Source organism: Sandarakinorhabdus sp. FBCC-B8862 (assembly GCF_059745315.1).
Genome location: NZ_CM185574.1, coordinates 3,064,315 through 3,077,922 on the forward strand (window position 1 = coordinate 3,064,315; position 13,608 = coordinate 3,077,922).

Annotated in this window: 10 protein-coding genes; 8 read left to right on the plus strand and 2 right to left on the minus strand. The window is 67.0% G+C overall.

The window, feature by feature from the left end:
• Positions 1-48 precede the first annotated feature (48 nt).
• Entirely contained in the window at positions 49-1,023 is a 975-nt protein-coding gene (locus AC6BOR_RS14715; RefSeq protein ID WP_498059107.1) for a glycoside hydrolase family 16 protein, read from the plus strand.
• A 65-nt stretch (positions 1,024-1,088) separates the two neighbouring features.
• On the opposite strand, the gene mutS is transcribed toward AC6BOR_RS14715, so the two are convergent.
• Positions 1,089-3,740 carry a DNA mismatch repair protein MutS gene (gene mutS, locus AC6BOR_RS14720; RefSeq protein ID WP_498060673.1) on the minus strand — a complete coding sequence of 884 codons (2,652 nt, stop codon included), beginning with the start codon at positions 3,738-3,740 and terminating at the stop codon, positions 1,089-1,091.
• Between the two features lie 124 nt (positions 3,741-3,864).
• On the opposite strand from mutS, the gene AC6BOR_RS14725 reads away from it, so the two are divergent.
• The 6 genes from AC6BOR_RS14725 to AC6BOR_RS14750 all read left to right on the plus strand — a co-directional run bounded on the left by AC6BOR_RS14725 (position 3,865) and on the right by AC6BOR_RS14750 (position 11,562).
• Positions 3,865-6,126, plus strand: coding sequence for an NADP-dependent malic enzyme (locus AC6BOR_RS14725; protein ID WP_498059108.1), 2,262 nt, complete (start codon positions 3,865-3,867; stop codon positions 6,124-6,126).
• Positions 6,120-6,887 (plus strand): alpha/beta hydrolase, encoded by a 768-nt coding sequence (locus AC6BOR_RS14730; RefSeq protein WP_498059109.1) that lies wholly within the window; start codon positions 6,120-6,122, stop codon positions 6,885-6,887. The genes AC6BOR_RS14725 and AC6BOR_RS14730 overlap by 7 nt, the downstream gene beginning before the upstream one ends.
• On the plus strand, positions 6,866-7,912 hold the full coding sequence (gene queG, locus AC6BOR_RS14735; protein ID WP_498059110.1) for a tRNA epoxyqueuosine(34) reductase QueG: 1,047 nt from the start codon (positions 6,866-6,868) through the stop codon (positions 7,910-7,912). The genes AC6BOR_RS14730 and queG overlap by 22 nt, the downstream gene beginning before the upstream one ends.
• Positions 7,909-8,829, plus strand: coding sequence for a carbon-nitrogen hydrolase family protein (locus AC6BOR_RS14740; protein ID WP_498059111.1), 921 nt, complete (start codon positions 7,909-7,911; stop codon positions 8,827-8,829). The genes queG and AC6BOR_RS14740 overlap by 4 nt, the downstream gene beginning before the upstream one ends.
• 24 nt (positions 8,830-8,853) lie before the next feature.
• Complete coding sequence (locus tag AC6BOR_RS14745; protein WP_498059112.1) at positions 8,854-10,413, plus strand: helicase HerA-like domain-containing protein; 1,560 nt, start codon at positions 8,854-8,856, stop codon at positions 10,411-10,413.
• 138 nt (positions 10,414-10,551) lie between these two features.
• The gene (locus AC6BOR_RS14750; RefSeq protein WP_498059113.1) at positions 10,552-11,562 is read left to right on the plus strand and encodes an NADP-dependent oxidoreductase; all 1,011 of its coding nucleotides are present in this window, start codon (positions 10,552-10,554) and stop codon (positions 11,560-11,562) included.
• 71 nt (positions 11,563-11,633) lie between these two features.
• Here the strand turns inward: AC6BOR_RS14750 and AC6BOR_RS14755 are convergent, their stop codons facing one another.
• On the minus strand, positions 11,634-13,085 hold the full coding sequence (locus AC6BOR_RS14755) for a S41 family peptidase (RefSeq protein WP_498059114.1): 1,452 nt from the start codon (positions 13,083-13,085) through the stop codon (positions 11,634-11,636).
• 189 nt (positions 13,086-13,274) lie between these two features.
• Here AC6BOR_RS14755 and groES point away from each other — a divergent pair, with 189 nt between their 5' ends.
• Complete coding sequence (groES, locus tag AC6BOR_RS14760; RefSeq protein WP_086117485.1) at positions 13,275-13,562, plus strand: co-chaperone GroES; 288 nt, start codon at positions 13,275-13,277, stop codon at positions 13,560-13,562.
• Positions 13,563-13,608: the final 46 nt, after the last annotated feature.

A 13,608-nucleotide genomic window follows, 5' to 3' on the forward strand; every position in this document is an offset into this window, starting at 1 on the left:
GGGGAGTGAGGCTTGCCCTTTGCGGCCAAGCGGCCTAGCGTTGGATAAATGCGAACGTTCACATGGCGCGGGGAGGGTGCGATGCGCAGACGACTGGGCGTGACGTCGGTGGTGGCGCTGGCCTTGCTGGCGGGGTGTGGCGGCGGCGGGGCCGGTGGCGCGGTGGCGGCCATCCCGGCGCCAAGCCCGGCACCAGCGCCCGCGCCCGCGCCAGCGCCAACCCCGACCCCAAGCCCGGCACCAACCAGCCGCCTGATCTTTGCCGATGAATTCAACGCCGGCACGCTGGATCGCAGCCGCTGGAATGTCGAAGGGCCGGCCCTGTGGGTGAACAACGAGCTGCAGGCCTATGTCGACAGCCCGGAAACGATCAGCTTTGCCAATGTGGCCGGGGCCGATGGCGGCGCGCTGGTGCTGAAACCGGTGCGGCGCGCGGGGTTTGTGACGCCCAGTGGCCGGCGCACCGATTATGTTTCGGGCCGGATCAACACCGCCGACAAGGTGGATGTGACCTATGGCAAGGTGGAGGCGCGTATCCGCCTGCCTGATGCCGTGGGCGTGTGGCCGGCCTTCTGGTTGCTGGGCTATGGCAGTTGGCCCGACAGTGGCGAGATCGACATCATGGAGAACGTGGGGGACAAGGCGTGGACCAACGCCGCCATCCACGGCCCCGGTTATTCCGGCGACACGCCGCTGCTGCAGCGCTTCGTCTTTCCGGCCGGTGAAGATGTGACCGGCTGGCATGTCTATGGCGTGGAGCGCACCGCCGATGCGGTGATCTTCACAGTGGATGGCCGGGAATATTATCGTGTCAGCCGGGCGATGGTGGAAACCTATGGCGCCTGGCGGTTTGACCGGAAGCAGTTTTTGATCCTGAATTTTGCCCTTGGCGGCGTGTATCCGGCCAAGGTGAACGGCGTGACATCGCCCTGGCCCGGCCTGCCGCAGACAACGTTGGACAGCATCGACCGCGGCGAAGTGGCAATGGCGGTGGATTGGGTGCGCGTCTGGACGGCGAATTGAGGGCGTGATGCTGCAAGCCATGCGGCGAGCTGGGGCTGCGCGCCTGCCCGCGCAGGCGCTTCCTCCTACCCCTTCTGTGACGCCAACGCCTTCAGATCCGCCAGCAGGTCGAGTGCTTCGCGGGGCGTGATGTTGTCGGGATCGATGGACCCGAGTTTTTCGCGCAGCTCGTCGGTGGTGGCGGCGGCGGTGGGGGCGGCGAAGAGGGGCAGGCTGTCCACCCCGGCGGCGATGCCGCCCGTCTGCTCGCGGCGGGATTCAAGCCGGGCGAGGATGGCGCGGGCGCGGGTGAGGACGGGCGCGGGGATGCCGGCGAGGCGGGCGACGGCGAGGCCATAGCTCTTGTCGGCAGCGCCGGGTGCGACCTGGTGCAGGAAGACGAGATCGCCTTTCCACTCCCGCACCTTCACCGTGACGCTGGCGAGGCTGGTGAGCTTGGCCGTCAACGGCACGAGTTCGTGATAATGGGTGGCGAACAGGCAGCGGCACTGGAGATCATCGTGCACGGCTTCGAGCACGGCCCAGGCGATGGCGAGGCCATCATAGGTGGAGGTGCCGCGCCCGACCTCATCCAGGATGACGAGGCTGCGGTTTGTGGCGCCGCTGAGGATGGCGGCGGTTTCGACCATTTCGACCATGAAGGTGGAGCGGCCTTCGGCCAGATCATCGGCGGCGCCGACCCGGCTGTAGAGCCGGTCCACCACGCCGATATGGGCGGACGCCGCGGGCACGTAACTGCCGGCCTGGGCGAGCACGGCGATCAGCGCATTTTGGCGCAGGAAGGTGGATTTGCCGGCCATGTTGGGGCCGGTGACCAGCCAGACGCGGGCATCAGCCGACAAATCACAATCATTGGGGGTGAAGCGGGCGCCGCCCTTGTTGACGGCAAGCTCGACGACCGGGTGGCGGCCGGCTTCGATGTGGAAGGCGGTGGTCGCGTCCACAATTGGCCGGCACCAGTTTTCGGACGCCGCCAGATCGGCGAGCGCGGCCGCCACATCGATGCGGGCCAGGGCGGCGGCGGTTTCCGAAATGGCGTGGGCTTGCGTGAGGACGGCGGCGCGCAGCTCTTCGAGATGGGCGGCTTCGGCGGCGAGCGCATGATCGGCGGCCGAGAGGATGCGGGTGGCGAGGCTGGCGAGTTCCGGCGAGCTGAAGCGGACGGCGCCGGCCATGGTCTGGCGGTGGATGAAGCCCGAGTCCGGCCGGAGAAGGGGATCGGCGCGGCCGGCCGGCACCTCGATATGATAGCCGAGCACATTGTTGTGGCGGATCTTCAAGGCGGTGATGCCGGTATCGGCCTTCAAGCGGCTTTCCATGGCAACGATGGCGCTGCGGCCGTCGCGCGCCGTTTCGCGCAGATCATCCAATGCGGCATCAAAGCCGGGGCGGATGGCGCCGGGCAGCTCGATCGGTGGTTCATCGACGAGGGTGCGGGCCATTTGCTCGACAAGGCTGCCGATCTGGCCGGTGCCGATCTGGGCGAGGAGGTTGGCGAGCAGGCTGGGGAGGGCCCCTCCACCGCCGTTCCGGCGGTCCCCCTCCCCATCCAGAGAATGGGGAGGAGCTTTCACGGCGGCCTTCAGCGCCAGCGCGCCGCTGAGGCCGGCGGCCAATTGGCCGAGATCGCGCGGGGACCAGCGGCCGATGCTGATGCGGGCCAGGGCGCGCGCCATGTCGGGCAGGGCGGCCAGGGCGTCGCGGGTGGCCGTGCGGGTGAGGGGATCGGCGATGAACCAGCCGACGAGATCGAGCCGGGCGGTGATGGCGGCGACATCGGTGAGGGGCGCAGCGAGATCGCCGGCCAGCGCGCGGGCGCCGGCGGCGGTGACGGTGCGATCAATGGCGGCTTCAAGGCTGTGGCGGCTGTGGCTGCGCTGCAGTTCGAGGCTGGCGCGGGTGGCGGCATCGATGGCCATGTGGTTGCCGGGCAGTTCCTGCCGGGGCGGCAGGATCAGGGGGGCGGCAGCGCGGGCGGTTTCGGCGACATAGGCGAGAAGCGCGCCGGCCGCAGCCAGTTCGGCGCGGGTGAACTGGCCCCAGCCATCCAATGTGGCGACGCCGAAGCGGGATTTGAGCGCGGTTTCGGCGCGGGCAGCGGAAAAATCGGCGGCGGGGCGCGGCGTGTAGGGAAGTTCGGACCCTGCGGGCACCAGGGTTTCGGCAGGCGCAAGGGCAGCGCGGATGGCCTTGATTTCGGCGAGGCTGCCAGCGGTGGTGTGGAAGGCGCCGGTGGAGAGATCGAGCCAGGCGAGGGCAGCGGTTGGGGCGGCGGCTCCTCCACCGTGCTGCGCACGGTCCCCCTCCCCAGGCGCAGCCTGGGGAGGAACGAGCGCGGCCAGCCAGTTGGCGCGGCGGGGTTCGAGCAGGCCGGCTTCGGTGACGGTGCCGGGGGTGACGATGCGGGTGATGGCGCGGGCGACGACGGACTTGCTGCCGCGCTTCTTGGCTTCGGCCGGGTCTTCCACCTGTTCGGCGATGGCGACGCGGTGGCCGGCGCGGATCAGGCGGGCGAGATAGGCTTCGTGGGCATGGGCCGGCACGCCGCACATCGGGATCGGCTGGCCGGCGTGTTCGCCGCGTTTGGTCAGCGCGATGTCGAGCGCGGCGGCGGCGGTGGCGGCATCATCGAAGAACAGCTCATAGAAATCGCCCATGCGGAAGAACAGCAGGGCATCGGCGGCCTGCGCCTTCAGCGCCAGATATTGCGCGATCATGGGGGATGCGGCGGTCACCGCGACGGGATAGCGCGCCGCAGGATTGGCGGAAAGGGGCAGCAAGCCACTTGCCGCGATGCTGCCACAATTCTATCCAGTTGCGACGAACGGAAAGCGACGGGCGATGAGCAGCACCACGGATCAGGATTTTGGCGACCGCGAGGCGCTGGTTTACCACCGCACCGGCAAGCCGGGGAAGATCGACATTGTCGCTTCGAAGCCGATGGCGACGCAGCGCGACCTGAGCCTCGCCTATTCGCCCGGCGTGGCTGCCCCGGTGCGCGCCATCGCCGCCGATCCCGACAGCGCCTATGACTATACCATCAAGGGCAATCTGGTCGCCGTTATCTCCAACGGCACCGCCATCCTGGGTCTGGGCAATCTGGGCGCGCTGGCGTCCAAGCCGGTGATGGAAGGCAAGGCGGTGCTGTTCAAGCGCTTTGCCGACATTGATTCCATCGACCTGGAGGTGGCGACCGAGGACGTCGAGAAGTTCATCGCCTGCGTGGAGCTGCTGGAGCCGTCGTTCGGCGGCATCAACCTTGAGGATATCAAGGCGCCGGAGTGTTTCATCATCGAGACGACCCTGAAGGAGCGGATGAACATTCCGGTCTTTCACGATGACCAGCATGGCACCGCCATCGTGGCGGCGGCCGGCATGATCAACGCCATGCATCTGACGGGCCGCAAGCCGGAGGATGTGAAGCTGGTGGTGAATGGCGCCGGCGCGGCGGCCATTGCCTGCACCGAGCTGATCAAGCTGTATGGCGTCAAGAATGTCATCATGTGTGACACCTCGGGCGTCATCTACAAGGGCCGCGAGAAGGGCATGAACCAGTGGAAATCGGCGCATGCCGCCGCCACCGATGCCCGCAGCCTGGAAGAGGCGATGGTGGGCGCCGATGTGTTCATGGGCCTGTCGCAGAAAGGCGCGGTGACGCCGGAGATGGTGGCCAGCATGGCGGCCAATCCGATCATCTTTGCCATGGCCAACCCCGATCCGGAAATCACGCCGGAGGAGGTGCACAAGGTGCGCGACGATGCCATCGTGGCCACCGGGCGCAGCGATTATCCCAACCAGGTCAACAATGTGCTGTGCTTCCCCTATCTGTTCCGGGGCGCGCTGGATGTGCGGGCGACCGCCATCAACGAGGAGATGAAGCTGGCCGCGGCCAACGCCATCGCCAGCCTGGCGCGCATGCCGGTGCCCGATGAGGTGGCGGCAGCCTATGGCGGCAAGGCGCGGGTGTTTGGCCCGGAATATATCATTCCGGCGCCGTTTGATCCGCGCCTGATCGAGCATGTGCCGACGGCGGTGGCCAAGGCGGCGATGGCATCGGGCGTGGCGAAGAAGCCGTTCTTTGATGAGGACGCCTATGCCCAGGAGCTGCGCGGGCGGCTGAACCCGACCACGTCGATCCTGCAGGGCGCCATCGAAAGCGCGCAGCTGCGCCCGCGCCGGGCGGTGTTTGCCGAAGCCGAGCAGGAGGTGGTGCTGCGCGCGGCGGTGAACTGGAAGAATAGCGGCTATGGCACGCCGGTGCTGGTCGGCCGGGAGGAGCCGGTGCGCGAAGGCCTGGCGCGGCTGGGCGTGACCGATATCGACAGTTTCGAGATCCACAACAGCGCCATTTCCCCGCTGGTGCCGCGCATGGTTGATCATCTTTATGCCCGGCTGCAGCGGCGCGGCATGCTGCACCGCGATGTGCAGCGCATGGTGAACCACGAGCGCAACGTGTTTGGCGCGCTGCTGGTGGCGCTGGGCGAGGCGGACCTGATGCTGACCGGGGTGACGCGCAATTTCGCCACCACCTATCGCCAGGTGCGCCAGGTGATTGATCCGGTGCCGGGGCACCGGCCGTTCGGCATCCATATGCTGGTGGGCAAGAAGCAGACCATCTTCATCGCCGACACGACGGTGACAGAGCGGCCGACGGCGGAAACGCTGGCCAGCATCGCAGTGGAAACCGCAGCCGTGGCGCGCCGGCTGGGCCAGGAGCCGCGCGTGGCCTTCCTGTCTTATTCCAACTTCGGCAATCCGCGCGGCGAGTTTGTCGACAATGTGCGCGGCGCGGTGAAGCTGCTCGACAGCCGGCAGGTCGGCTTTGAATATGAAGGCGAAATGTCGGCCGATGTGGCGCTCAATCCGATCATGCGGGCGCAATATCCGTTCAACCGCCTGTCGGGCCCGGCCAATGTGCTGATCATGCCCGGCCTGCACAGCGCCAACATCGCCGCCAAGCTGATCAAGGAAGTGGCCAATCTGCGCGTGGTTGGCCCGATGCTGGTGAACATGAGCAAGCCGGTGCAGATCGTGCCGATGAACAGCAGCGCCAGCGATATCGTCACCCTGGGCGTGCTGGCGTCGACCGGAGTGGTGTGCTGAAGCCGCCCGTCCTCCTCATCCACGGCATGTGGTCCACCCCGGCCACGTTTGACCGGGTGCGCGCCGCGTTGGAGGCGGCGGGGCATGAGACGCACGCGCCCTGCCTGTTGTTTCACGACCGGCCGGTGAGCCTGCCGCCGGCGCCGGGGCTGCGCCAGTTGCCGGTGCGCGCCTATGTTGACCAGCTGGAGGCGGAGGCGCTGAAGCTTGCCGCACCTCCAATCATCCTGGGCCATTCGATGGGCAGCCTGTTGGCGCAATTGCTGGCGCAGCGCATCGATCATGCCGGGCTGGTGCTGCTGTCGCCGGCGGCGGCAGCCAACAGCCAGAGTTTCAGCCTGGATCCGGCGCGCACGCTGAAGAATGTCATCCTGAAATGGGGCTGGTGGGATGAGCCGACCCTGTGTGACGAAGAGGGCGCGCGCTGGGGCATTTTCAACGGCGTGCCCGAGGATGTGACCAAGGCCGAAATCGCCGCGCTGGTGTGGGATTCAGGCCATGTGCTGGCCGAAATGGCGCTGCCGCCCCTGTTCGGCAACACGACGCGGGTGGATTATGCCCGGCTGAACCGGCCAGCCCTGGTGCTGGTGGGGACGGAGGATCGCATCACCCCGCCCGGCATCGCCCGGGCAACGGCGCGCAATCTTTCGGGCACGGTGGATTATCACGAGCTGCCGGGCGCCCCGCACTGGCTGTTCTGGGGCGCACTGGAACAGCAAGTGGCTGGCATGGTGGTGGAGTGGCTGGCGGGCCTGAATTGATTGCGGCGCTGAAGGCCGAGGCGCTCGCGCTGGGCTTTGCCGATATCGGCATCTGCGCGGCGGACGCGGTGCCGGAAGCCGGCAAACGGCTGCGGGCCTGGCTGGATGATGGCTGCCATGGTGACATGATCTGGATGGCGGGCCGCAGCCGAGAGCGGGCCAGCCCGCAGGGCCTGTGGCCCGAGGTGAAGAGCGTGATCATGTTGGGAACAAGCTATGCCCCGGCGCTCGATCCGCTGCGGCTGGCCGGGCAGGGCGATACGGGCGTGATTTCGGTTTATGCCTGGAACCGGGATTATCATGATCTGATCAAGAAGCGGCTGAAGGCGCTGGCGCGCTGGCTGGTGGCGCAGCGGCCGGAGGCCGGGGTGAAGCTGTTTGTCGACACCGCCCCGGTGATGGAAAAGCCGCTGGCTGCAGCGGCCGGGTTGGGGTGGCAGGGCAAGCACACCAACCTTGTCTCCCGCCAGCATGGTTCGTGGCTGTTCCTGGGCGCGATCTACACCACACTGGAATTGCCGGCCGATGCGCCGCATACGGACCGCTGTGGCAGCTGCACCCGCTGCCAGACGGCCTGCCCGACGCAGGCCTTTCCGGCGCCCTATCGCCTCGACGCGCGGCGCTGCCTGGCGTACCTGACCATCGAACATGCCGGGCCGATCCCGGAGGAATTCCGCGCACCCATGGCCAACCGCATCTATGGCTGCGATGATTGCCTGTCGGTCTGCCCGTGGAACCGCTTTGCGCACGCCACCGAGGAGCCGGCCTTCCAGCCGCGCGCCGAATTGACCGCGCCGAAACTGGCCGAATTGCTGGCGCTGGATGATGCGGCGTTCCGGGCGCTGTTTTCCGGCAGCGCCATCAAGCGGATCGGGGTGAAGCGGTTCTTGCGCAATTGCCTTTATGCCGCCGGCAACAGCGGCGATGCCAGTTTGCGCGGGCCCGTGGCGGCGCATCTGGGGCATGAGGATGCGGTGGTGGCCGAGGCGGCGGCCTGGGCGATGAGCCGATTGGAGGCAGCATGACGATCCCGACAGGCACGGCCCGGCTGGCCGCCTTGCAACTGGGCAGCCGGGCGACGACGGCAGAGACGCTGGACGTGCTGATGGGCTGGCGCAGGCAACTGGCGGAGGCGCGGCCCGATCTGCTGGTGCTGCCCGAGGCGCTGTTTGGCGGCTATCCCAAGGGGCAGGATTTTGGCGTGCGCCTGGGCTATCGCACGCCGGCCGGGCGCGATGCGTTCAAACGCTATTGGGAGCAGGCGATCGAAATCGATGGGCCGGAGGTGGCGGCGCTGGCCGGGCTGGCGGGCGACTTGAAGGCGACCATCGTCACCGGCGCCATTGTGCGCGAAGGCGCCACCCTGCAATGCGCGGCGCTGCAATTCACCCCCGATGGCCAGTTTGCCGGCCATCGCCGCAAGTTGATGCCCACCGCGGCCGAACGGCTGGTGTGGGGGCAGGGCGGCCCACAGGATGTGCGGGTGTTTGACAGCCCCATCGGCCGCATCGGGCCGGTGATCTGCTGGGAGAATTACATGCCGCTGCTGCGCGCCGCGCTCTATGATCAGGGCATCAGCCTGTGGGCGGCGCCGACGGTGGACGAGCGGCCGCAATGGGAAATCAGCATGCGCCACATTGCGGTGGAAAGCCGCTGTTTCCTGGTGTCGGCCTGCCAATGGCAGGGGCCGGCAACGACGGCGCTGGGCGATGACATTTCCCTGCGCGACCGGGCCGAGGATGCGCCGATGATCGGCGGCGGCAGCCTCATCGTCTCCCCGCTCGGCGAGGTGCTGGCCGGGCCGCTCCGGGGCGGCGAGGGATTGATCACGGCGGAGGTTGACCTCGCCGATGTGGTGCGCGCCCGCTTCGATTTCGATGCCGCCGGCCATTATGCAAGGCCCGACATCTTCCGGCTGGACGTGACGCACCCGCCGCGCTGAAACTGGCAGGCGAAGGAGACCTCTGTGACCGATTCCCTGTTCATCGGCCTTTCGGATCAGGACCAGCCGCAAAGCCTGGTGCTGAAGCGCGCCAACCGCCACGGCCTGATCGCGGGCGCCACCGGCACCGGCAAGACGGTGACGCTGCAGGGCCTGGCCGAAGGCTTTTCGCGGGCTGGCGTGCCGGTGTTCCTCGCGGATGTGAAGGGCGATATCGCCGGCATGGCCAGGGCCGGCAGCGAGGCGGCGGCCTGGACCGGCAAGCGCGCGCTGGAACTGAAGATCGAGGATTATGACTGGGAAGCCATGCCGGTCGTGTTCTGGGATTTGTTCGGCGAGCAGGGCCACCCGATCCGCACCACCATTTCGGAAATGGGCCCGTTGCTGCTCAGCCGGCTGATGGGTTTGAACGACACGCAGGAAGGGGTGATGACCATCGCCTTCCGCTATGCCGACGACAACGACATGCTGCTGCTGGATCTGGAGGATCTGCAGGCGATGCTGGCCTGGGTGGCCGAAAATGCGGACGAGCTTTCGGCCAAATATGGCAATGTGACCAAGGCCAGTGTGGGCAGCATCCAGCGCCAGCTGCTGACGCTGGAAAGCCAGGGCGGCGCGGCCTTCTTTGGCGAGCCGGCGTTCGAGATCAGCGATTTCATCGCGCTGGATGGCAAGGGCCGGGGCCGGGTGAACATATTGGCGGCGGACAAGCTGATGCAGTCCCCCCGGCTTTATGCGACCTTCCTGTTGTGGCTGCTGTCGGAACTGTTTGAAACGCTTCCCGAGGTGGGTGATCCGGACAAACCCAAGCTGGTGTTCTTCTTTGACGAGGCGCATCTGCTGTTTGACGAGGCGCCCGATGCCTTGATGGACAAGGTGGAGCAGGTGGTGCGCCTGATCCGGTCGAAGGGTGTGGGCGTTTATTTCGTGACGCAGAACCCGATCGACATTCCGGAAAAGGTGGCCAGCCAATTGGGCAACCGGGTGCAGCATGCATTGAGGGCCTTCACGCCGCGCGACGCAAGGGCGATCAAGAGCGCATCGGAAACCTTCCGGCCCAATCCGCGACTGGATGTGGCGGCCGTGATCACCGAGATGAAGGTGGGCGAGGCGCTGGTTTCGACCCTGATGCCCGATGGCGCGCCGAGCCCGGTGGAGCGCACGCGCATCGCGCCGCCGCGCAGCCGGGTGGGGCCGCTGACACCGGGGGAGCGCATGGACGTGATCAACGCCTCGCCCTTTGCCGGCAAATATGAGGAGCGGGTGGACCGCGAATCGGCCGCCGAACTGCTGGTGATGAAGCGCGAGGAGAGCGCGGCCCAGGCCGAGGCGGAGAAGGCGGCGGCGCTGCAGGCCAAGCTCGACGCGCAGGCAGCCAAGGAGCAGGCGAAATTGCAGGCGCAGCGCGAACGGGAGGCGGCGCGGCTGGAAGTGGCGCGGGCCCGCGCTGCGGCCAAGCCGACGGCGACGCAGAAGGCCATCGAGGCGGCGGCCCGTTCGGCGGCCAGCACGATTGGCCGGCAGGTGGCCGGGAGTTTGGGCAAGAGCCTGGTGCGCGGGATTTTGGGGAGTTTGTTCAAGTAGAAATTCCCATTCGTCATGCTGAACTTGTTTCAGCATCCATGGGAGTGCGCCCCGAGAGGCGCGCACGTGGCGGCGATTGGACCATGGATGCTGAAACAAGTTCAGCATGACGGACGTTTTGACTGGGGAGAAACACACATGACCACCACCCGCCGCTGGCTGTTGCAATCGCGCCCGAACGGGCCGTTGAAGGACAGTGATTTCGAACTGGTGACGGTGCCGATGCCCGAGATCGCTGACGGCGAGTTTCTGGTGCGGTTGACCTATTTTTCGTTCGATCCCACCCAGCGCGGCTGGCTGGGTGGCGATACCTATCTGCCGGCGGTGCCGATTGGCGGCGTGGTGCGAGCTGGCGGCATTGGTGAGGTGGTGGCGAGCAAGCACCCCGGCTTTGCGGTTGGCGATGTGGTGCAGGGTGCCTTTGGCTGGCAGGAACATGCCGTTTCAAACGGCATGACCGAGGCTGGCCCGGTGACCAAGGTGCGCGCCGGCATCACGCCGGAACAGGCGCTGGGCGTGTTTGGCACCACCGGGCTGACCGCCTGGTTTGGCCTGACCGAGATTGGCCAGCCCAAGGAAGGCGATACCATCCTGGTCTCGGGCGCGGCCGGCGCGACGGGCAGTGTGGTGGTGCAGATCGGCAAGGCGCTGGGCTGCACGGTGATCGGCATTGCCGGCGGGCCGGACAAGTGCCGCTGGGTGGTGGAAACCGCCGGGGCCGATGCCTGCATCGATTATCGCACCGGCAATGTTGGCCGCCAGATCCGCGAACATGCCAGGAAGGGCGTGAACGTGGTGTTTGAAAATGTCGGCGGCGAGATATTGGATGCGGCGCTGGCCAATCTGGCGCTGAATGCCCGGGTGGTGCTGTGCGGCGGCATTTCCAGTTACAACGACACGGCGGAAGACCGGCAGCCGGGCCTGCGGAATTACATGAACCTGACGGTGATGCGCGGGCGCATGGAAGGCTTCATCGTGCTCGATTTCGCCAAGCGTTATGGCGAGGGCGTGGCGGAGCTGGCCAAGCTGATGCAGGCCGGCAAGCTTAAGACCGCCGAGGATGTGGCGCACGGGTTTGAAAACTGCCCGGCAACGCTGCGGCGCCTGTTCGAGGGCAAGAATTTCGGCAAGCAGTTGCTGAAGGTCTGATCCGGTTGGGGCCGGTGCTGCCGGCCCCCTCCGCCTCCCGTTGGTCGGCACCTCCCCCAGAGGGGGAGGATCTAGAACAGGCCCGGCACTTCGCGTTGGGCGGCGGTGGGGGCGGTGACGGTGAGCAGGCCGCGGCCGACCGATTGTTCGGCCAGCGTATCGGCCGTGCCGGCGATGGCGCCACAGCTTTCGCCGCGCAGCGACAGGATGGCGCGCTGGGTGGAGGCTTCGGTGGGGGCGCCCATCTGGCGGCTGAAATCATCGGCGGCAGCGCAGGTGCGGCCGCCGCGCGCGGCAAACACCGGGGCGAGGCCGTTGTAATAATCGCCCTGGCGGTCGGCATTTTCGGTGGCGAAGGCCACGATGCGCAGGCGGTCGTCACAGGCGGCGCGGTCGATGGCGATCTGGCCCACCGGTTTGCCGCTGGTGTTGGCGCCCACCAGGGTGATGTTGCCGCGGGTGTAGGGCAGCATGGCATTGGCGACGAGTTCGCTGGCCGATGCCGAGGCGCCGGTGGTGATGAAGGCCAGATCGGTGGGCGCGATGCTTTCGGCGGCGCTGCGGAACAGGCGGGTGGCGTTTTCGGAGGATTTGGATGCCCGGAAGGTGGTGAAGCTGAACACCTCGCTCGCCGTGCGGTTGCGGCCCATCAGGTCGCCCATCAACTCGGCAATGCGCACCAGGCCGCCGCCGTTGTAGCGGAAATCGATGGCAACCCGGGTGATGCCTTCGCTGCGGAACCGCGCGAAGGCGGTGCGCAGCGGCGTTTCGGCGGTGGAGATGAAGCTGCGCAGGTTGACATAGCCGACGCGGCCGCCGTTGCCATCGGGCAGCACCTGGATGCCAAACCGGTCTGACACCGGCGGGATGTTGAATTCGGTCTTGGTGATGGTGGCGGTGCGGGTGTCGCCATTGAGGCGATACTGGATGGTGCGGGTGACGCCGGCGGTGCCGGGCCCCAGCGCGTCGGACACGGCGGTGGCGCCGCCGCGCGCGAACAGGTCGCTGACGGTGACGAGGCTGGTGGGCGTGTCGCCGATGGCGAGCAGTTCGGCGCTGCGATCAAGGCCGGCGGCAAAGGCCGGGCCGGTTTCGAAGGCGTCGATCACCGTGGCGCGGCGGGCGGTGCTGTCATAGCTGATGCGGATGCCGAAGGCGGCGGTTTGCCCGGAGGAGAAGAAGGCATTCTCCTCGGCGATCGAGGTGATGTAGGTGAAGAAGCGATCCTTGTTGGCGGCACGCGCATTGGCGGTGAGGGCATCGATATAGGCCTGCACCGTGGTGTAGGGTGCCGGATCCAGGCTGGCCGGCAGATCGGCCGGGAACAGATACCATTCGCGGATCTGGGCTTCGGCCCACAATTGCCGGTCGCGCAGCGAGCAGGTGGGCGTTGGTGTCGGCGTTGGGGTGGGTGTGGGCGACAGGCTGGGGGCGGAGCCACCACCGCCGCCGCAGGAGACCAGCGACAGGCACAGGGCGGCCAAGATGGCGCGGGAGGCGGTGGCGCGCAGGGAAGCGATCATTCCGCCTGTCTGGCAAGGGTGGCGCGGCCTGTCCAGAGCGGCGCGGGGACGGGAAAATTTTGCCGCACCGCCTGCCCCCGAGCCTTGACGGGCCGTGCCGGCCCACCCATATGGCGGTCACTGCTGGCACTCGCCCCGGTTGAGTGCCAACAGACGACATATTCACACGAAACAGGAAGAGGCAAAGCAATGGCATTCCGTCCGCTGCATGACCGCGTGCTCGTGCGCCGCGTTGAAGCCGAAGCGAAGACCGCTGGCGGCATCATCATCCCCGATAGCGCCAAGGAAAAGCCGCAGGAAGGCGAAGTGGTCGCCGTTGGCACCGGCGCGCGCGCCGACAATGGCACCGTCACCCCGCTGGAAGTGAAGGCTGGTGACAAGATCCTGTTCGGCAAGTGGTCGGGCACCGAAGTCAAGCTGAACGGCGAAGACCTGCTGATCATGAAGGAAAGCGACATTCTGGGGATCATCGGCTGAAGCCGAGCCCCAAGTCGCTGAAACCAAACCAAGAGATTAGGGAGCA

Excerpts from the sequence above, each read along its gene's own strand:
- AC6BOR_RS14725 (WP_498059108.1), top strand. The coding sequence starts at position 3,865 with ATGAGCAGCACCACGGATCAGGATTTTGGCGACCGCGAGGCGCTGGTT.
- mutS (WP_498060673.1), bottom strand. The coding sequence starts at position 3,740 with ATGATCGCGCAATATCTGGCGCTGAAGGCGCAGGCCGCCGATGCCCTG.
- AC6BOR_RS14715 (WP_498059107.1), top strand. The coding sequence starts at position 49 with ATGCGAACGTTCACATGGCGCGGGGAGGGTGCGATGCGCAGACGACTG.
- AC6BOR_RS14740 (WP_498059111.1), top strand. The coding sequence starts at position 7,909 with ATGACGATCCCGACAGGCACGGCCCGGCTGGCCGCCTTGCAACTGGGC.
- AC6BOR_RS14755 (WP_498059114.1), bottom strand. The coding sequence starts at position 13,085 with ATGATCGCTTCCCTGCGCGCCACCGCCTCCCGCGCCATCTTGGCCGCC.
- AC6BOR_RS14750 (WP_498059113.1), top strand. The coding sequence starts at position 10,552 with ATGACCACCACCCGCCGCTGGCTGTTGCAATCGCGCCCGAACGGGCCG.
- groES (WP_086117485.1), top strand. The coding sequence starts at position 13,275 with ATGGCATTCCGTCCGCTGCATGACCGCGTGCTCGTGCGCCGCGTTGAA.